Origin of the sequence: Streptomyces aurantiaciflavus (assembly GCF_049808595.1) — a bacterium.
Lineage (GTDB): Bacteria > Actinomycetota > Actinomycetes > Streptomycetales > Streptomycetaceae > Streptomyces.
This window is the reverse complement of record NZ_JBNCAQ010000031.1, coordinates 13,140-30,448: the sequence shown is the minus strand read 5'-3', so window position 1 is coordinate 30,448 and position 17,309 is coordinate 13,140. Positions and strand designations below refer to the sequence as shown.

Below are 17,309 nucleotides of genomic sequence, written 5' to 3'. Positions count from 1 at the left end.
CCCACGCGCCTACGGTGATCCGCATGACCTCTTACTCCGGCCGGGGCTGCGCCCGGGGGCTCGCCGTCGGCGCCCTCCTGGCGTCCGCCGCCCTCGACGTGCTCATCGTGGGGAGCGGCGGCTTCACCGTGGGGCCACCTCTGCTGGTGCCGGCCGTGGGCCTCGCCGCCGTGCTGTGGCCGGCCGGGAGGCGCCCCTCCTGGCTCACCCCGCAGCTGCGCACGGCCGTCCCCGCGGCGCTCTCCGTCCTGGTGACGGCGTGCTGGGTGCCGGCGGGCGACAAGGTGGCGTTCGGCCCCGGCGAGGTGGTGCTCCTGCTCTGCCTGCTGTTCATCGCCGTACGCCACTGTCCGCGGCCGTGGGCCGTGGGGTGCGGCACGCTGGCCGGCGGGGCCCTGCTCCTGCTGCCGGCGCGGTACGCGCACTCCCTCACCCGGGAGGAGCCGCTGGCGCTCGTCGTGGTCGGCCTGCTCCTGGCCGGCCTCGTCGCCGGGCTCGCCGGGCAGCTGCGCTCCCTGGACTACCGGCGCACCGTCGCCGTCGCCGAGACCCGCCGGGAGGAGCGGCTGGCCATCGCCGCCGACCTGCACGACTTCGTCGCCCACCATGTCACCGGCATCCTCGTGCAGACCCAGGTGGCCCGCATGATGGCCGACAGCCGGCCCGGCGAACTCGACCCCGTCCTCGCCGGCATCGAAGGCGCCGCCACCGAGGCCCTGGCGTCGATGCGCCGCACGGTGGGCCTCCTGCGCGACACCGGACCCGAGGCGGCCGACCGCCGCCCGGTCGGCGACCTGGCCGGCATCGCCGAGCTCGCCGAGCGCTTCGGCGTGCCCGGCCAGCGGGTCACCCTGCACCGCGACCCGGCCGTCCCCGACGACCTCCCGCACGAGGTGCAGGCGGCGGCCTTCCGCGTCGCCCAGGAGGCCCTGACCAACGTACGGCGGCACGCGGCCGACGCCGCCGAGGTCACCGTCGCCCTGCGCCGCGACGGCGACCGGCTGACGGTCGCCGTCACCGACGACGGCCGCGGCGGCACCCGCCTTCCCGACGCCGCCCACGGCGGCGGCTTCGGCCTCGTCGGCCTGAAGGAACGGGTGACGGCACTCGGCGGCGAGCTGTGGGCGGGACCACGCGCGCGGGACGGCTGGGAAGTGCGGGCCGAGTTCCCGGCGGAGCCCGGCGGGAGGGGCCGCTGAGCGACCCTGGTGGGCCGGTGAGCCGGTGAGCCGGTGAGCCGGGATGCGCGGGGCGCGGCGCGGGTGCCGTCCGGTGACGACGGGTGCTGGTCGGGGGCCGTCGACGCCGGCGTCACCGGCCTGGGGTGCGCACCCTCGCCGTCGGACTCGCCCCTTCCCGCCGCGCGCCACCGGTTCGTCGACGCCGTCCAGTCGAGTGCGGACGGAGGGCGGACGCTGGGATGATGAGGCGCATCGAGGAGAGGGGAGCGGTATGAGCGAGCCGGCCGTCGTCGCGCGTCTCGCCCGTGAGGTGACCTCCGGGCTGAAGACGGCAGACCTGGAGGACTTCTACCGGGATCTGCACCGCCACCCCGAGCTCTCCTTCCAGGAGCACCGCACGGCCGCCCGCCTCGCGGTGCGGCTGCGCGCGGCCGGATACGAGGTGACGGAGGGCGTCGCCCGCACCGGAGTGGTGGGCGTGCTCGCCAACGGGGACGGTCCGGTGGTGTGGCTGCGCGGCGACATGGACGCACTGCCCGTGCGGGAGGCGACCGGCCTCGACTACGCCTCCACCGTCGACGGCGTCATGCACGCCTGCGGCCACGACCTGCACATCACCTGGCTCGCCGGCGCCGCCGAGGCGCTCGCCGCCGCCCGCGACACCTGGTCCGGCACGCTCGTCGTGGTCGGCCAGCCCGCGGAGGAGGCGGGCGGCGGGGCGGCGGCGATGGTCGCGGACGGGGTGCACGAGCGCTTCCCGCGCCCCGACGTGCTGCTCGGCCAGCACGTCACCCCCGGCCTCGTCGGCTTCTGTCCGCACACCCCGGGACTGACCCTGTCGGCCTCCGACGACCTGGAGGTCGTCGTCCACGGCGTGGGCGGCCATGGCTCCCGGCCCGAGTCGACGGTCGACCCCGTCGTGACGGCCGCGTACGTCGTCACCCGGCTGCAGACCGTCGTCGCGCGCGAGGTCGCCGCGAACGAGTCCGTGGTGCTGACGGTGGGGCAGTTCCACGCCGGGACCAAGCCCAACATCATCCCCGCCGAGGCGAGGCTCTCCCTCAACCTGCGCACCCAGGACACCCGGGTGCGCGAGCGCGTCCTCGCCGCGATCCGGCGCATCGTCGAGGGGGAGTGCGCGGCGGCCGGCTGCCCGGTGCCGCCCGAGGTGACGGTGCTCCCCGGCTACCCCGTCACCGTCAACGACGCGGCCCTCGACCAGGAGATCGCGGCCGTGCACGGAGAACTCCTCGGCGCGCACACGGTGTTCGACTTCGGCCAGGCGATGGGCAGCGAGGACTTCTCCCTCCTCGCGCCCGAGGGAGTGCCGTACGACTACTGGTACGTGACGTCGACACCGGCCGGGGTGTGGGAGGCGGCGCCGGGCGAGGAACTGGCGGAGAAGGTCGCCAACGTGCCCGGCAACCACAGCCCGTTGTTCGCGCCGGACCTCTCCGTGGTCGTGCCGGGCGTGCAGACGCTGGTGTCGGCCGCGCTCAGCCGGCTGACACGGCTCAGGGCTTGAGCGGATCGTGGCCGATCGTCATCAGACGGTGGCGCCGCCGGGTGTCCTCCGCCTCCGGCTCGTTCTCCGGTTCCGTCTGCGCGGTCACCGTGTCCACGACCCGGTACATCACACGGATGTCGTCGTCGGTCAGATCGGTGCGCCGCTTCTGCAGGATCGCCAGGACGTGCTGCCCGGTCGGCGTGCCGGCCTCCTCGGGCAGGGGCTCCGCGTTCTCGTCGGCGTCCCGCACCCGCAGCCAGGCGGCCAGCTCCTGCGAGGTCATGTTCACCACGCGGTGGAAGTCCTCCCACAGCGCGTCGAGTTCGAGGGCGTCGGTCATGGCATGCTCTTTCGTACGGTGGGTCAGTGGTCGCGCGGCCAGTTCTCCGCCTCGAACATCCACCGCTGCTTCTCCAGGTCGGCGGTGATGCCGATCAGCAGGTCCTGGGTGACCGGGTCCGGCTCGTCGGTCGCGGCGATCCGCTCCCGCAGCCGGTCGATGGCCGCCCCCAGGGTCTCGCTGAGCAACTGGACGACGTCCTCGTCGCGCAGCCAGCCGTCCTTCGGGGACGGCAGGGTGAACGCCGAGGCGATCGTCTCCGGGCGGCCGTCGGGCGCGAGGCCCAGAGCCGCGGCGCGCTCGGCGACCGTGTCGGCGTGGGCGCGGGCCGTCGAGACGACCTCGTCGAGCTGGAGATGGATGGAACGGAAGCGCGGACCCACGATGTTCCAGTGCGCCTGCTTCCCGATCAGGGACAGTCCCAGCAGGTCGACGAGGGTGCTCTGCAACGCGTCGAAGGTGACCTGACGGGCCGGTTCGGGAAGCGGGCTCTTCACGACAGTCATACCGAGGTTCTCCTGGTCGCGTCGGATCGGGCGGTACGGAGCAGGTCTGCGCGTTCCTCCTCGCCGGTCCCGCCCCACACTCCCGAGGTCTGCCCGCTGTCGAGGGCGTAGTCCAGGCAGGCGGCGGTCACCGGGCAGCGGGCGCAGACGCGCTTGGCGTCCGCGGTGTCCCGCAGGGCCGGTCCGGACGTGCCCACGGGGAAGAACAGCTCGGGGTCCTCGCCCACGCAGGCGGCACGGCGCAACCACTCCATGGGGGCGCGGGTGCCCAGGGCTAACCGCTGCAAACAGCCGTGTCCCAGCGTCTCAGCGGCCCGGCTTCGCGCGTGCGAGCACGCCGACGGTCGGCCCGCGGGCACCTCGGCGGTCAGCCGGGGAGCGTGCCGACGGCCGGCCCGCGGGCACGCCGGCGAGCAGGCCGCGAGCAGGCCGGCGGTCGGTCGCCGGCGGTCAGTCCGCGAGCACGCCGTCGAGGAAGCGCGTCAGGTCCGCGAGCACCTCGTCCTTGTTCGTCTCGTGGAACACCTCGTGCCGGGCCCCCGGGTAGATCCGCTCGGTCAGCCGGCCCCCGCTCAGCCGCTCCACGCCGACCCGGCTGCCGTCCGGCGGCACGAGCCGGTCGTCTTCGCCGTGCAGCCACAGCAGCGGGAGCGGGCCGACGTCGCCTCCCTTGGCGACCGTCTCCAGGGTGCGTACGAACGCCTCCAGCGTCGGCCGCTTCATCGGTCCGTGCCAGACCAGCGGATCGCCGGCGTAGGCGGCGCCCACCGCGGGGTCCCGGGAGAGCGCGGACGGGCTGACGGGCGTGTCCGGGATCTCGTCGAGGGCGAGCAGCCGCCCGGGCAGCTCCCAGGCGCCGATGACCGGACCGGACAGAACGAGCGCGGCGAGCCCGTCGCCGTACCGCTGGCCGTGGCGGGCGGCGATCAGGCCGCCCATGGAGTGCCCGATCACGACCACCCGCAGCCCGGGGTGCGCGGCACGCGCGAGCCCGGCGACGGTCTGCACGTCGGTGACCACGTCCTCGAAGTCGTCGATCACCACCCGCTCCCCGGCCGACCTCCCGTGCCCGGCATGGTCGACGGCGAACACGGCCGCGCCGTGCCCGGCCAGGACGCCCGCGACCTCCTCGTAGCGGCCGGCGTGCTCGCCGTAGCCGTGCACCAGGAGGGCGACGTACCGCGGGCGGGGCCGGTGGGGCCACGCGTACGCGGTCAGCGGGCCCCGGGTGCCCGCGAGGACGTGCTCGGCCATGTCTCCTCCAGCTGCGTCGGCGAAGGTCCTCGGGGATCTTCCCAGGGGCCCGGGCGGCGGTCTATAGTCCAAAACTAGCAGTGCTAATTAAGTGCTCCGGGCAACACCCCGGTCCGCAGCGTCGTCGGTCAGGAGTCCTGTCGTGCGTCCCGTCCACTTCGCGGCCGCCCGCCGCACCCCCATCGGAAGGCTGCGCGGCGCCCTGTCCACCGTGCGCCCCGACGACCTCGCCGCCACGGTGATCCGCGCCCTCGTCGCCGACGTGCCCGCGCTCGACCCGGCCCGGATCGACGACGTCTACTGGGGCGCCGCCAACCAGGCCGGCGAGGACAACCGCAACGTCGCCCGCATGGCCGCCCTGCTCGCCGGCCTCCCCGAGACCGTCCCCGGCGCCACGGTGAACCGGCTGTGCGCCTCCGGACTGGAGGCGGTCACCGTCGCCGCCCGCACCGTCGCCGCCGGCGAGGCCGACATCGTGCTCGCGGGCGGCTCCGAGTCGATGAGCCGCGCCCCCTTCGTCCTGGCCCGCCCCGACGAGGCCCTCCCGCACCGTGTCGAGACCGTCGACACCCGCCTCGGCTGGCGTCTGGTCAACCCGGCGATGAAGGACCTCCACGGCCTGCTCTCCATGGGCGAGACCGCCGAGGAGGTCGCCGAGCGGTACGGCGTCTCCCGCGAACGCCAGGACGAGTTCGCCCTGCGCAGCCACCGGCGTGCCGCCCTGGCCCGCAAGAACGGCCACTTCGACGACGAGCTCCTGCCGGTCCCACGGCCCGACGGCGTGGTCGTCAACGCCGACGAGGGCATCCGCGAGGACACCTCGTACGAGAAGCTCGCGGGGCTCCGGCCCGTCTTCCGGCCGGGCGGCACGGTCACCGCGGGCAACGCCTCCCCGATGAACGACGGCGCCGCCGGCCTCCTCCTGGTCAGCGAGGAGGCCCTGAACGAGCTGGGGCTCGAGTCCCTGGGCCGCTACGTGGCCGGCGCCTCCGCCGGCGTCCACCCCGACGTGATGGGCATCGGCCCGGTCCCCGCGACCCGCAAGGCGCTGACCCGCGCCGGCTGGAGCGTCGCCGACGTCCAGGAGGCCGAGTTCAACGAGGCGTTCGCCGCCCAGGCACTGGCGTGCGTGGACCAGCTCGGCATCGATCCCGACCTGGTCAACCCCAGCGGCGGGGCGATCGCCCTCGGCCATCCGCTGGGCTGCTCGGGCGCCCGCATCCTGACGACGTTGCTGCACCGGATGCGCAGGACGGGGGCGGAGCGGGGGCTGGCGACGATGTGTGTGGGCGTGGGGCAGGGGAGCGCGGTGCTGGTGGAGCGGCACTGACCGCAGTTCCGAGCGCCGGTCCGGCACCTTGTCAGCGAGACCCGGCGACACATCCCGTCCGGGAGCATCCACCTCCGGGGGAGTCCGTGGAGGAGCCCGTCCGGGGCCGATGCGGGGGCCCGGGAGCGGCAGTCCCCGGCGGGCGGCCACACCGGCACGGATGCGGCCGCCACCAGTCGAGACGCTCCTTACGAGCGTCCGTCGGCTGCGCCTAGCATCAGTACCCGCATGAACACGATGACGCACCTCACCGGCTGGGAGTTCGCCGCCCTCGCCTTCGCCGCCCTGCTGGTCGGCTTCTCCAAGACGGCCGTGAGCGGGGCCAACACGGTGAGCCTGGCGGTCTTCGCCGCGGTGCTGCCCCCTCGCGCGTCCACGGGCGTACTGCTGCCGATCCTGATCGCGGGGGACGTCCTCGCCGTCCTCACCTACCGGCGGCACGCCCACTGGCCCACGCTGTGGCGGCTGTTCCCGGCGGTCGCGGCCGGTGTGGTGGTCGGCACGCTGTTCCTGATGTGGGCCGACGACGCGGCCGTCGGCACCTCGATCGGCGCGATCCTGCTGCTGATGGCCGCGGTCACGGTGTGGCGGCGCCGCACCGCGGAGGCGGCGGAGGACCCCGACGCCGTGGTCACCCGGGCCGGCCGGCTCAAGGCTCGTTCGTACGGCGTCCTCGGCGGCTTCACCACGATGGTCGCCAACGCGGGCGGCCCCGTGATGTCGATGTACCTGCTGTCCGCGGGCTTCCGCAAACTCGGCTTCCTCGGCACCTCCGCCTTCTTCTTCCTGATCGTCAACGTCTCCAAGGTGCCGTTCAGCGTGGGCCTCGGCCTGATCAACGGGCCCTCGCTGCTCCTGGACGCCGCGCTGGTCCTGTTCGTCATCCCCGGGGCGCTGCTCGGCAAGTGGGCGGTGGACCGCATCAACCAGCGGCTGTTCGAGCAGCTGGTGATCGCCGCCACGGTGGTCGGCGGTGTCCAGCTGCTGCTGCGCTAGACCCAGCTGCCGCCAAGCCGGCCCCAGCTGCTACCGAGCCGGACCCAGCAGACACCGCTCCTCACGCAGCTACGACCGCGCCAGACCCAGCAGCGCCGGCACGTCCGCGAACGAGTCGACGACCCGGTCGGGTGCGCCGTCGGCCGCCTCGAGCGTCTCCGGCAGGAACTTGCCGGTTCTGACCAGTACGCCCGTGATCCCGGCCCGCTGTGCCGCCAGCACGTCCGACTCGACGTCGTCCCCCACCATCAGCGCCTCCCGCGCGCCCACCCCCAGGTGCCCGAGCGCGGCGGCGAAGAAGGCGGGCGAGGGCTTCCCGGTCACCTCCGCCTCCACCCGCGCGGCCGCCTCGAGCCCCGTGACGAAAGCGCCCGCGTCGAGCCGCAGCCCGTCCTCGGTACGCCAGTACAGGTTCCGGTGCATCGCCACCAGCCGCGCGCCCCGCTGGAGGTGCCCGAAGGCCCGGTCCAGCGCCGCGTACCCGAACTCGGGACCGGCCCCGCCGAGGACGACCACGTCGACGTCGCCGCCGTCCTCGTCGACCAGCGTGACCCCGGCGAGGTCCTCCCGGACGTCACCGCTGTTCAGCAGCGCGCAGCGCGCCCGCGGATACCGCTCGGCGAGGTGCGCGGCGGTGACGGCGGGGGCCGTGAGGATGTCGTCGGCGTCCACCGGGAACCCCGCCTCCGCCAGGGTCCGCGCGATGGAGGCCCGCGTGCGCGAGGTCGTGTTGGTGACCAGGGCGACGCCGAGCCCGGCGTCCCGGACCGTCCGCAGCGCCTCCACCGTGCCCGGGAGCGGTTTCCAGGAGACGGTGAGGACGCCGTCGACGTCGATCAGGAGGGCCCGCACACCGGTCACCCGTTCCGCGTCCATAGGGGGACGATAACGCCGGGGTCAGCCGCCCGCCGGAAGGATCATGCAGGTGGTGGTCGCGTGCGCGATGAGCCGGCCCCGCTCGTCGAGGACCTTGCCGTCGGCGGTGGCGGTGCGGCGGCCCGCGTGGATCACGGTGCCCTCGGCGGTGAGGGTCTGCCCGTCGGTGCGGGCCGCCCGGATGTAGTTCACCTTCAGTTCCAGCGTGGTGTAGCCGGTGCCCGCGGGGAGTGTGGTGTGGACCGCGCAGCCCAGGGCCGAGTCGAGCAGGGTGGCGGCGATGCCGCCGTGCACGGTGCCGAGGGGATTGGCGAAGTCCGGGCGGGTGTCGAGCGAGATCACCACGCGGCCGTGCTCCACCTCGTCGAAGCGCATCCCGAGCAGCCGTCCGATGGACGGCACGTCGCCCAGGCGCCCGGCCTTGACGAGCCGCATGAGCTCCAGGCCGGACAGGGCGGTGAGGCCGGTGGTGGTCAAGCGGGTTCCTTTCGAAGGGGCCCCGGAGCAGGGGGCTGGGGCAGAGGTCCGGACAGGGTCCCGAGTACCGGTCCTGGGGAGGGGCCCGGTGTGCGGGACGTCAGTCGCCCAGCGGGTTCGTCGTGTCCCGCAGAGCGGCCAGGGCCGGCGCGTACATACGTGACTTGATCGTGCGCAGGGTGTCGCCTGCCTTCCCGGCCTGGCGCTCGGCGATCCTGAGGGCGGTCGAGCGTACGGCGTCCTCGTCGACCGCCTGGTCGACGATCCCGGCGGACAGCGCGTCGTGCCCGCCGTAGCGCTGCGCGGTGATCATCGCCTCGGTCGCGGCCTGCGGGTCCAGCCTGGCCTGGATGAGCGCGGACATGCCCGGGGTGAACGGGATGCCGAGGTCGGCCTCGGGCAGACACCAGAATCCGCGGTCGGATCGCATCACCCGGAAGTCGTGGGCCAGCGAGAACATCGCCCCCGCCGCGAAGGTGTGCCCCTGCAGGGCCGCCACGGTCACGACCGGCAGGGACAGCAGCCGCGCGAACAGTTCCTGGACCGAGCCGACGTAGTCCACCTGCTGGTCGGCGTGCGCGAACAGCCAGTCCAGGTCGAGGCCGTTGGACCAGAACTTGCCCGTGGCGGCGGTGACCAGGGCGCGCGGCCCCTCGGCCTTCTCCACCTCGTCGAGGGCGGCGCCGACGGCCTCGACCCAGTCGGGATGGAAGCGGTTCTCGTCGTCCCCGAGGTCGAGGACGAACACGGTGTCCTGGCGGTCGAGCGTGGGCATGGCGACTCCTTCAGACGGGGGTGGTGCCTCAGGACCGGAGACCGGACGAGGACCGCAGCGCGTGGTCCAGCAGGTCGTGGATCTCCGCGGCGGCCGCGTCGAGCGGGGCCGTGCTCTGCTCGGCCCGGCACAGGACCACCGCGCCCTCGACCGCGGCGACGATGAACGAGGCCAGCCGGCGGCTGCGCTCCTCGGGCAGCCCGTGGCGCAGCAGCAGGGCGGCGAGCGCGTCCTGCCAGCGGGTGAAGGCCGCGGCCGCCGAGCGGGCGGGTTCCCCGGCCTCGTCGTCGGTCTCCACGGCGACCGCCACGACCGGACAGCCGGCCCGGAAGTCGCTGCGCAGGAGGCGCTCCCGCCACAGCGTGAAGAACGCGTCGATCGCGTCGAGCGGGTCGGGAGCCCCCACGGCGGTCTCGATCAGGCCGGCGATGACGTCCCCGGCGAACACGACCGCCTCGTCGATCAGCTGGGCGCGCCCACCCGGGAAGTGGTGGTACACGGAGCCGCGCGGGGCGCCGCTGTGCGCGAGCACGCGGTCGATGCTGACGCCGGCTGCTCCGTGCTCGCCCAGCAGCGCGGCGGCACTGGCCACCATCCGCTCACGACTGTCGCTCCTGCGCGGGCTCACAGCTGCCTCTCTGGTACGTCGGCGCAGGGGCCCCTCGGGCAGGGCTTGCTACCGCGCAGTAATTATGCTCTATGACATAGAAGACGCAAGAGGCATGTGGAGGTGCAGGGTCGGTTCCCGCGGGTGGACGCGGTCGTAGCCGGTCGTGGCCGTGCGGCGGCCGCCGCTGCCGGAGGGGGTGGCGGTGGCACCGGAGTGGCGGGCGTGCTGGGGCGGCGGGCGTGCTGGGGCGGCCGGGGTTCGGCCGCCCCGTCAGCCTCGGCCTCAGCGCGCCGTGACGGAGGCGCGCAGGCGGTCGATCGCGCGGAGCACCTCCGTGCGGTTCTTGGCGCTCTTGATCCAGGCGGGGAGACGGGCGACGTACGTCATCTTCCGGCCGTGCTCGTACCAGGGGGCCCGCTCTCGCAGCGAGGCGGCCACGAACCGTCTGAGCAGGTCGAGGTGTTCGAGGTTGTACGCCCACACCACCCCGTGGCGCGTCCGCGTCTGGAGCCACAGGGCCGGCCGCAAGGGCTGACCCGAGGGTGACGGTCCCACGGCGACGCGGGAGAAGCCGCAGGAACGGCAGACCAGACGGAACTCCGGGTAGACCCGGCCGCGTGCGTCGGGGGCGCGGCCGGGGTGCCGCTCGTAGTGGGCCACGCGCGCACAGCGCGGGCAGCGGACCAGGGCCGACGAGGCGTACGCGCACGTGGTCCTGCCGGGATCGTGGAACCGGACGGGGGACATGCCGCGAGTATGACGGCCGCTCCCGTGACCGAGCACTCGGATTTCAGGGTGCGGCAGGTGCCACGGCGGGCATCCCGCCCGCTGCGGCAGGGCCGCCCAGGGCGAGCCGCCGGCCGCCATGAACCAGCGGACCGCGTCGGCGCCGTGACTCTCCCGAGGTCACGACCACGTCGGCGGACCGGCCCCGTGCGCGGGAGCGGTCCGCCCGGGTGCCGTACGAGCGCGTACGAGCGCCCTACGCGTCCTCGGGGTTGCGGCGCAGCAGATACGTGTCCATGATCCAGCCCTTGCGCTCCCGCGCCTCGGCCCGCAGCCGCTCGATGCGGGGGCCGGCCTCGGCGAGCGGCCCGGACACGAGGATCTCGTCCGGCGTGCCTATGTAGGCACCCCAGTAGATGTGGACGTCCTGCTCCGCGTACTGCCGGAAGGTCTGATGGGCGTCCAGCATCACGACCACGTCGTCCACGCCCTCGGGGAAGCCCTCGGCGAGCCGCCGTCCGGTGGTGATCTGCACCGGCCGGGCCACCCTGTTCAGTCCCGTCCGATGCCGGGCGACCAGCGCCGAGACACTGCTGATCCCCGGCACGACGTCGTACTCGAACGCCACCGCGCCCCGCGCCAGCACCTCCTCCAGGATCCCCAGCGTGCTGTCGTACAGCGCCGGGTCACCCCACACCAGGAACGCGCCGCTCTCGTCCTCGCCGAGCTCCTCGGCGATCAGCCGCTCGTAGATCCCGGCGCGGGCGCTGCGCCAGTCGCCGACGGCGGGGGAGTAGGCCGCGCCGCCCGCACCGCGGTCCCGCTCCGGATCGCGGGCCTGCACGACCCGGTACGTCCCCTCCGGTATGTGCGCGTCCAGCATGTCCCGGCGCAGTCGCGTGAGGTCGCTCTTCACCTCGCCCTTGTCCAGGACGAAGAACACGTCCGTGCTCCGCAGCGCCTTGACGGCCTGCAGGGTCAGATGGTCGGGGTCGCCCGCGCCGATGCCGATGACATGAATCTTTCGCACGACCCCGAGTCTGCCGTACGCCACTGACAGTGACCGGGCCGGGTGTCAGCGCAGTCGCGGTGCCGACGCCCGCGCGTCCACCGCCGCGCCGGTCCGCTCCACGTCGTGCGCGAGCTCACGCGCCCAGTCGGCCAGCCCCGCCAGATCCATGCCGTACGGACGCCCCTGCCCGCCGCCCGCCGCCCACTCCTCCACGGCCCCGGCGCCGCGACGCAGCAGCCGCGGCCCGCCCGTGACGTTCCCCCGGGCCACGTGGGTGAGCCCCACGGCGAGCTGCGCGAGCCCGCGCCACAGCGTGCGCTCGGTCTCCGGGCCCGACTTCCAGGCGTCCTCGAAGACCTCGTGCGCGTGGAACGGTTTGCCCGCGTCCAGCAGGGCCTGCGCCTCGGCGACGGACTCCTCGGGCGTCCGGACGACCCCCTCCGGCTGCCGCTCCACACCCGCCGCGCCGTACGGCAGGGGCCGTCCGAGCCCGTCCCGCGGCCGGGCGTTGCGCGCCCGTCCCTCGCCGTCCCGGTCCCGCGTTCCGACGGACCGGCCACCGCTCCTGCTTCCTGTGCTGCCCATACGGCGATTGTCCCGCGCCGGTGCCCCCTTCGGCGCAACGCCCGGCGTGGGGTAAAGTGCTGTTCGCGCGATCACGCGGAACTCCGCGGGAAGCGCACCGGGACGTGGCGCAGCTTGGTAGCGCACTTGACTGGGGGTCAAGGGGTCGCAGGTTCAAATCCTGTCGTCCCGACGGTGCGAAGGGTCTTCGCAGGCGAGAGCCTGTGAGGGCCCTTCTTCTCATGCCCGGGGTTCCCGCTCGCCCGACCTGTGTGCCGATGTCGACGGTGTCCGCGTGCCCGAGGGCCGTGTGACCGTCCCCCGCCCCATCCACGCCGTGGATGACCCGGATACGGGATTCGGATCCTCCGGGGGATGGCGAGGGCCGCCCCGGCCCCGCATAGTCGTCGCTACCCGCACGCCGCTGCCCCCGGATCCGCCGCCGGCGTGCGGCGCTCCCCCGCATGCCGTGCGCCGCCGGCGCCCGTGAGGCATGCCCGCTCCCGTACGCCGTCCCCTGGAGTCGCCATGCCCGGTACCGTGCCCACGCCGCCTCCCGCCCCGGTCGACGACACCGCTCCCTCACCCGTCGCCGTGTCGGGTCCGGCCCATCTGCTGCGGGTGACCCTGCTGATGGCGGGCAGCTGTCTGCCGATCCTGGGGGCGGTGCTGATCGCCCCGGTGCTACCGAGGATGCAGGACTCCTTCGACTCGGCCCCCGGGGCCAAGGCACTGGTTCCCCTCGCGCTGACCGTCCCGGCGCTGTCACTGGCGCTGCTCGCGCCGTTCGCCGGGGCGATCGTGGACCGGCTGGGCCGCAAGCGCCTGCTGCTCGTGGCGACCGTCCTGTACGCCGCGTTCGGCACGGCGCCGCTCTGGCTGGACTCCCTGGGCGCGATCATCGCCAGCCGCGCCCTGGTCGGCGTCACCGAGGCCGCGATCATGACCTGCTGCACCACCCTGATCGGCGACTACTACTCCGGTCACCAGCGGGTGAAGTACCTCGCCCTGCAGACCATGTGCGCCTCGGCGTCGGCCACCGTCTTCTTCGTGCTCGGCGGCGCGGTCGGCGCGGCCGGCTGGCGCATGCCCTTCTGGGTCTACGCCATCAGTCTGGCGCTCGCCCCGCTGATGGCCGCGACTCTGCCCGACCCGGCGTCCCGCGCCGCCCGCGACGAGGCGCCGGCCGGGACCCCTGCCGAGGCCCCGGTCGGGGCGGAGGCTCACCGTGCCTTTCCCTGGCGGCAGTTGGCGGGCGTCTGCGCCCTCACCTTCTTCGGGGCGATGGTCTTCTACACGGTCCCGGTGGAGATGGCGTACCTGCTCGACGACCTCGGCGTGGCGAACTCGGGCGTGATCGGCCTGGCCACCGCGATCGCGAGTGCCGCCACCGTGGCGGGAGCGGTCACCTTCGCCCGGCTGAAGCGCTCGCCCGACCCGATGCTGCCCGCGGTCCTCGCGGTCTGCGCCGCCGGCTTCGGCGTCATGTACCTGGCGGGCGACGCCCCGCTCCTCGTCGTCGGAGCGGTGATCAACTGCCTGGGCACGGGCATGCTGCTGCCCGCCCTCCTCACCAGCGCCATGTCCCGCCTGGCGTTCGAGGACCGGGGCCGGGGCACGGGGCTGTGGACGGCGGCCTTCTTCGGCGGCGAGTTCGTCTGCCCGCTGGTGCTGCTCGCCGTGGAACCGGCGGTGGGCTCGCTCGCCGGGGCGGTGGGCGTGCTGGGGCTGGCCGCCGCGATCGTCGCGGCGGGGCTGTGGGCGGCGGCCCGGCGCCGCGCGGACGCCGCGGACGTCCGGCCGTTGCCGGAGCAACTGGCCTGAGCCGCGGAGGCCGACGGGCCGGGGGACGGAAGACGGTGCCCCCGGCCCTGTCCCGCGTCCAGGCCTCGGCCGTCGCGCCGAGTGACGGCGAGCCCGGTATGTGCCGGAACCGCCAGGCCGCCAGGCCGCGGGGCCGCCGTCCGGGCGGGCCCGCACCCCCGGCGAGTCCGCCGGTGTTCAGGCCTCGTCCGTGCCGTGGCCGGTCAGGGTCGCGCCCACCTCCGCGGCCTTCTGCCGGAGCCAGATGTGGGCCGCGTCCCGGGCGTGCACCGGGTGCCACCACATCGCCTCCTGCACCGGTACGGCCTCGAAGGGGCAGGGCAGGACGCGCACCGCCGCGGAGCGGGCCGCCTTGCGGGCCAGGCGCTCCTGGATCATCGCGACCCGGCGGGTGCCCTCGATCATGTGCGGAAGCAGCTGGAAGGTCTGCACGGACACCTCCACCTGGGGGCTGATGCCGAGCATGCTCAGCTGGCGGGCGGCCGGGGCGTCGTAGGGCCGCTGGTAGACGGCCCAGGGCAGGCGGGCCAGCTGGTCGAGGGTGAGTTCGTGGCCGATCTCGGGGTGGTCGTCGGCGACCAGGCACAGCCAGCGGTCCCGGTGGAGGTCGACGGCGGGGAAGCCGTCGATGACGCCGTGCGGCATCAGCAGTCCGTCGACGGTGCTCAGCACGGCGGCGGTGTTCTCCACGACGGAGGGCGCCGGATGCTGGAAGCTGAGCCGGATGCCGGGCGCCTCGTGGTGCAGGACGCGGGCGAGCGCGGCACCGAAGACGGCCGCGCCGTAGTCGGAGGCGAGCAGGGTGAACTCGCGGGTCTCGGCGGCCGGGTCGAAGTCGGCCTGGCTGGCGAAGACGCGCTCCAACAGGTCGCACGCCGTGGCGCTGCGGTCGCGCAGCGCGACGCCGAGCGGGGTCAGCTCGTAGGAGTTGCCGGTCCGGGCGAGCAGTTCGTCGTCGAAATGGCGGCGCAGCCGGGCCAGGGCCGCGCTCATCGCGGGCTGGCTCAGTCCGACGCGCTCGCCGGCCCGGGTGACGTTGCGCTCCTCGAGCAGCGCCCGCAGGGCCACGACCAGGTTCAGGTCGAGTCGGGACAGGTTCAACGGGGCACCGCCTAGCAAGCCGAGAGGTATCCACAGCGTGGATGTGGTGCATCCACAAGATTGATTTCCGTGATTCGCCGTTCGGGCTCAGAGTAGACCGCAACCCAGCAGGAGGACATCTGATGGCAACGCTCGCGCAACCTGCCGGCCCGTTCGCGCTCGGCACCGTCTCCGCTCCGGGCGGGGAGCCGTTTCCCGCTCTCCTGGCCGACGGCCGCGTACTCGACCTGAGCAGGGCCCTGGACCGGTCGCCGTCCGGGGTGCGGGCCGTACTGGAACGGTGGGAGGAGACCCTCCCCGTCCTGCACACCCTCGCCGCCGACGACGCCCTCGACTGGCGGCCGCTGGAGGGCCTGCGGGTGCACGCGCCGGTCGAGCCCCGCCAGATCTTCCAGTCCGGCGCCAACTACCGGCAGCACGTGATCGACCTGGAGGTCGCCCACCGCGCCCCCGACGACCCCCGCACGGTCGAGGAGGCGCGCGCGGAGATCGCGGCCGTCATGGACCGCCGGGCCGCCGAGGACCTGCCGTACGTCTTCGTCGGTCTGCCCACCACCGTCGCCGGCCCGTACGACGACGTCGTGCTCCCCTCCTGGGCCGAGCAGCCGGACTGGGAGCTGGAGCTGGCGGCCGTCATCGCCGGGCCCGCGCACCGGGTGTCCGTCGAGGAGGCCCTGGAGTACGTCGCCGGCTACACGATCGCCAACGACCTCACCGACCGCGCCACCGTCTTCCGCCGGGACATGAAGGCCATCGGCACCGACTGGCTGCGCTGCAAGAACGCCCCCGGCTTCACCCCGCTCGGGCCCTGGATCGTCCCCGCCGAGTCGATCGCCGACCCGGGTGACCTGCGGGTCACGCTGAAGCTGAACGGCCGGACCATGCAGGACGAGTCCACCAAGGACATGCTCTTCGGCGTCGCGCGGCTGGTGTCGTACATCTCGCAGACCGCCCGCCTCCTGCCCGGCGACCTCGTGCTGACCGGCAGCCCGGCCGGGAACGGCATCCACTGGGGGCGGCTGCTGCGCGACGGCGACGTCATGGAGGGGTCGATCACCGGTCTGGGCGTGCAGCGCACGCGGTGTGTGGAGGAGCAGTCGTGAGCCCGGACCGTCACGACCCCGAGGGCGCGATCGCCGAGGCCGCCAAGGCGTACTCGAACTGGGGGCGCTGGGGCGAGGACGACGTCCTCGGCACGCTGAACTTCCTCGACGAGGCCAAGCGGCGCGAGGGAGCGGCCCTGGTACACCGGGGTGTCAGCTTCTCCCTCTCGCAGCGGTTCGACATGAACGGGCCGCAGAAGGGCTGGCGCCGGCGGACGAACCCCGTGCACACCATGCTCGACACGGGCACCGACGCCGCCCTCGGCAACCAGGGCTTCCCGCACGGCATCGGCGGCGCGGACGACGTGATCGCGATGCCGCTGCAGTGCTCCACCCAGTGGGACGGGCTCGGGCACATCTTCGACCACGGCAAGGCGTGGAACGGACGTGCGGCCGAGCAGGTCGTCACCTCCGACGGCGACCTCGTCACCGGCATCGAGCACATGGCCCCGTACGTGGCCGGGCGCGGGGTGCTGCTGGACGTGGGCCGGGTCGTCGGCACGGACGAGCTGCCCGACGGTTTCGCCGTCACCGAGGAGCACCTCGAGCAGACCGCCGAAACCCACGGGGTGACCGTCGGCCGCGGCGACATCGTCCTCGTCCGCACCGGTCACCTCGCCCGCGCCCGGCGCGACGGCTGGGGCGACTACGCGGGCGGTCCCGCGCCCGGCCTGTCGTTCACCACCGCCGGCTGGCTGCACCGCACCGAGATCGCCGCGATCGCCACCGACACCTGGGGTTTCGAGGTCAGGCCCAACGAGTTCGAGAACGCCTTCCAGCCGCTGCACCAGGTCGTCATCCCCAACATGGGCCTGCTCATCGGCGAGATGTGGGACCTCGACGCCCTCGCCGAGGACTGCGCGGCGGACGGCGTGTACGAGTTCTGGCTCACCGCCGCGCCCCTGCCGATCACCGGAGCCGTCGGCTCCCCGGTCAACCCCATCGCCGTCAAGTAGCCCACCGAGCCGCCGGATGCGCCGTCCCTCCCCGGACAGCGGCGGCGCGTCCGGCCCGCACCGCTCCATCCGCTCCACCCCCCACTCCACCCGCTTCGCCGGGTGACCCGCCGCACCCCCTGGCCCGCGCTCCTCGCGGGCGAGCCGCACCCCCGCCGCCCGAAGCCGCGC

At 74.0% G+C, this 17,309-nt stretch carries 19 protein-coding genes and 1 tRNA gene; 8 read left to right on the top strand and 12 right to left on the bottom strand.

The genetic code is table 11. The features are described 5' to 3' along the window. Positions 1-23 precede the first annotated feature (23 nt). Positions 24-1,199 (top strand): sensor histidine kinase, encoded by a 1,176-nt coding sequence (locus ACPT94_RS30935; protein WP_425247350.1) that lies wholly within the window; start codon positions 24-26, stop codon positions 1,197-1,199. Positions 1,200-1,452: 253 nt separating this feature from the next. Further along, on the top strand, positions 1,453-2,706 hold the full coding sequence (locus tag ACPT94_RS30930) for an amidohydrolase (RefSeq protein WP_360345778.1): 1,254 nt from the start codon (positions 1,453-1,455) through the stop codon (positions 2,704-2,706). Here ACPT94_RS30930 and ACPT94_RS30925 read toward each other — a convergent pair. The 4 genes from ACPT94_RS30925 to ACPT94_RS30910 all read right to left on the bottom strand — a co-directional run bounded on the left by ACPT94_RS30925 (position 2,696) and on the right by ACPT94_RS30910 (position 4,788). Then, positions 2,696-3,028, bottom strand: coding sequence for a DUF3140 domain-containing protein (locus tag ACPT94_RS30925; protein ID WP_425247349.1), 333 nt, complete (start codon positions 3,026-3,028; stop codon positions 2,696-2,698). The genes ACPT94_RS30930 and ACPT94_RS30925 overlap by 11 nt on opposite strands. A 23-nt stretch (positions 3,029-3,051) precedes the next feature. Beyond that, complete coding sequence (locus ACPT94_RS30920; RefSeq protein WP_360345774.1) at positions 3,052-3,534, bottom strand: Dps family protein; 483 nt, start codon at positions 3,532-3,534, stop codon at positions 3,052-3,054. After that, positions 3,531-3,788, bottom strand: coding sequence for a WhiB family transcriptional regulator (locus ACPT94_RS30915; protein WP_360345772.1), 258 nt, complete (start codon positions 3,786-3,788; stop codon positions 3,531-3,533). The genes ACPT94_RS30920 and ACPT94_RS30915 overlap by 4 nt, the downstream gene beginning before the upstream one ends. 196 nt (positions 3,789-3,984) lie before the next feature. Beyond that, the gene (locus ACPT94_RS30910; protein WP_425247348.1) at positions 3,985-4,788 is read right to left on the bottom strand and encodes an alpha/beta hydrolase; all 804 of its coding nucleotides are present in this window, start codon (positions 4,786-4,788) and stop codon (positions 3,985-3,987) included. Between the two features lie 142 nt (positions 4,789-4,930). Between ACPT94_RS30910 and ACPT94_RS30905 the strand changes: the two genes are divergently transcribed. Both ACPT94_RS30905 and ACPT94_RS30900 read left to right on the top strand, forming a co-directional pair. After that, positions 4,931-6,118, top strand: coding sequence for a thiolase family protein (locus ACPT94_RS30905; protein ID WP_425247347.1), 1,188 nt, complete (start codon positions 4,931-4,933; stop codon positions 6,116-6,118). A gap of 228 nt (positions 6,119-6,346) precedes the next feature. Further along, positions 6,347-7,114, top strand: coding sequence for a sulfite exporter TauE/SafE family protein (locus ACPT94_RS30900; RefSeq protein WP_360345766.1), 768 nt, complete (start codon positions 6,347-6,349; stop codon positions 7,112-7,114). Between the two features lie 69 nt (positions 7,115-7,183). Here the strand turns inward: ACPT94_RS30900 and ACPT94_RS30895 are convergent, their stop codons facing one another. The 7 genes from ACPT94_RS30895 to ACPT94_RS30865 form a co-directional block, all read right to left on the bottom strand. Then, a complete protein-coding gene (locus ACPT94_RS30895; protein WP_425247346.1) occupies positions 7,184-7,990 on the bottom strand; it encodes an HAD-IIA family hydrolase in 807 nt (268 codons plus the stop codon). A 21-nt stretch (positions 7,991-8,011) separates the two neighbouring features. After that, positions 8,012-8,467 (bottom strand): PaaI family thioesterase, encoded by a 456-nt coding sequence (locus ACPT94_RS30890; protein WP_360345764.1) that lies wholly within the window; start codon positions 8,465-8,467, stop codon positions 8,012-8,014. Positions 8,468-8,567: 100 nt separating this feature from the next. After that, positions 8,568-9,242 (bottom strand): enoyl-CoA hydratase-related protein, encoded by a 675-nt coding sequence (locus tag ACPT94_RS30885; protein ID WP_360345762.1) that lies wholly within the window; start codon positions 9,240-9,242, stop codon positions 8,568-8,570. 28 nt (positions 9,243-9,270) lie between these two features. Beyond that, on the bottom strand, positions 9,271-9,870 hold the full coding sequence (locus ACPT94_RS30880) for a TetR/AcrR family transcriptional regulator (protein WP_425247345.1): 600 nt from the start codon (positions 9,868-9,870) through the stop codon (positions 9,271-9,273). Positions 9,871-10,134: 264 nt separating this feature from the next. Next, positions 10,135-10,599, bottom strand: a complete 465-nt coding sequence (locus tag ACPT94_RS30875) for a hypothetical protein (protein ID WP_425247344.1) — start codon at positions 10,597-10,599, stop codon at positions 10,135-10,137. Between the two features lie 235 nt (positions 10,600-10,834). Next, complete coding sequence (gene cobF, locus ACPT94_RS30870) at positions 10,835-11,608, bottom strand: precorrin-6A synthase (deacetylating) (RefSeq protein WP_360345756.1); 774 nt, start codon at positions 11,606-11,608, stop codon at positions 10,835-10,837. Positions 11,609-11,653: 45 nt separating this feature from the next. Next, on the bottom strand, positions 11,654-12,175 hold the full coding sequence (locus ACPT94_RS30865; RefSeq protein ID WP_425247343.1) for a DUF309 domain-containing protein: 522 nt from the start codon (positions 12,173-12,175) through the stop codon (positions 11,654-11,656). Positions 12,176-12,273: 98 nt separating this feature from the next. Between ACPT94_RS30865 and ACPT94_RS30860 the strand changes: the two genes are divergently transcribed. Together ACPT94_RS30860 and ACPT94_RS30855 are read left to right on the top strand one after the other, a co-directional pair. Continuing rightward, positions 12,274-12,347: transfer RNA gene (locus tag ACPT94_RS30860), tRNA-Pro, on the top strand. A gap of 335 nt (positions 12,348-12,682) precedes the next feature. Continuing rightward, on the top strand, positions 12,683-13,978 hold the full coding sequence (locus tag ACPT94_RS30855) for an MFS transporter (RefSeq protein WP_425247342.1): 1,296 nt from the start codon (positions 12,683-12,685) through the stop codon (positions 13,976-13,978). Between the two features lie 177 nt (positions 13,979-14,155). Here the strand turns inward: ACPT94_RS30855 and ACPT94_RS30850 are convergent, their stop codons facing one another. After that, positions 14,156-15,079: a LysR family transcriptional regulator gene (locus ACPT94_RS30850; protein WP_425247341.1), complete on the bottom strand. Its 924-nt coding sequence runs from the start codon at positions 15,077-15,079 to the stop codon at positions 14,156-14,158. 122 nt (positions 15,080-15,201) lie between these two features. Here ACPT94_RS30850 and ACPT94_RS30845 point away from each other — a divergent pair, with 122 nt between their 5' ends. Together ACPT94_RS30845 and ACPT94_RS30840 are read left to right on the top strand one after the other, a co-directional pair. Beyond that, positions 15,202-16,182, top strand: coding sequence for a fumarylacetoacetate hydrolase family protein (locus ACPT94_RS30845; RefSeq protein ID WP_425247340.1), 981 nt, complete (start codon positions 15,202-15,204; stop codon positions 16,180-16,182). After that, complete coding sequence (locus ACPT94_RS30840; protein ID WP_360345746.1) at positions 16,179-17,138, top strand: cyclase family protein; 960 nt, start codon at positions 16,179-16,181, stop codon at positions 17,136-17,138. The genes ACPT94_RS30845 and ACPT94_RS30840 overlap by 4 nt, the downstream gene beginning before the upstream one ends. Positions 17,139-17,309 lie beyond the last annotated feature (171 nt).

Excerpts from the sequence above, each read along its gene's own strand:
- ACPT94_RS30935 (WP_425247350.1), top strand. The coding sequence starts at position 24 with ATGACCTCTTACTCCGGCCGGGGCTGCGCCCGGGGGCTCGCCGTCGGC.
- ACPT94_RS30930 (WP_360345778.1), top strand. The coding sequence starts at position 1,453 with ATGAGCGAGCCGGCCGTCGTCGCGCGTCTCGCCCGTGAGGTGACCTCC.
- ACPT94_RS30925 (WP_425247349.1), bottom strand. The coding sequence starts at position 3,028 with ATGACCGACGCCCTCGAACTCGACGCGCTGTGGGAGGACTTCCACCGC.
- ACPT94_RS30920 (WP_360345774.1), bottom strand. The coding sequence starts at position 3,534 with ATGACTGTCGTGAAGAGCCCGCTTCCCGAACCGGCCCGTCAGGTCACC.
- ACPT94_RS30915 (WP_360345772.1), bottom strand. The coding sequence starts at position 3,788 with ATGGAGTGGTTGCGCCGTGCCGCCTGCGTGGGCGAGGACCCCGAGCTG.
- ACPT94_RS30910 (WP_425247348.1), bottom strand. The coding sequence starts at position 4,788 with ATGGCCGAGCACGTCCTCGCGGGCACCCGGGGCCCGCTGACCGCGTAC.
- ACPT94_RS30900 (WP_360345766.1), top strand. The coding sequence starts at position 6,347 with ATGAACACGATGACGCACCTCACCGGCTGGGAGTTCGCCGCCCTCGCC.
- ACPT94_RS30895 (WP_425247346.1), bottom strand. The coding sequence starts at position 7,990 with ATGGACGCGGAACGGGTGACCGGTGTGCGGGCCCTCCTGATCGACGTC.
- ACPT94_RS30885 (WP_360345762.1), bottom strand. The coding sequence starts at position 9,242 with ATGCCCACGCTCGACCGCCAGGACACCGTGTTCGTCCTCGACCTCGGG.
- ACPT94_RS30875 (WP_425247344.1), bottom strand. The coding sequence starts at position 10,599 with ATGTCCCCCGTCCGGTTCCACGATCCCGGCAGGACCACGTGCGCGTAC.
- ACPT94_RS30865 (WP_425247343.1), bottom strand. The coding sequence starts at position 12,175 with ATGGGCAGCACAGGAAGCAGGAGCGGTGGCCGGTCCGTCGGAACGCGG.
- ACPT94_RS30855 (WP_425247342.1), top strand. The coding sequence starts at position 12,683 with ATGCCCGGTACCGTGCCCACGCCGCCTCCCGCCCCGGTCGACGACACC.
- ACPT94_RS30845 (WP_425247340.1), top strand. The coding sequence starts at position 15,202 with ATGGCAACGCTCGCGCAACCTGCCGGCCCGTTCGCGCTCGGCACCGTC.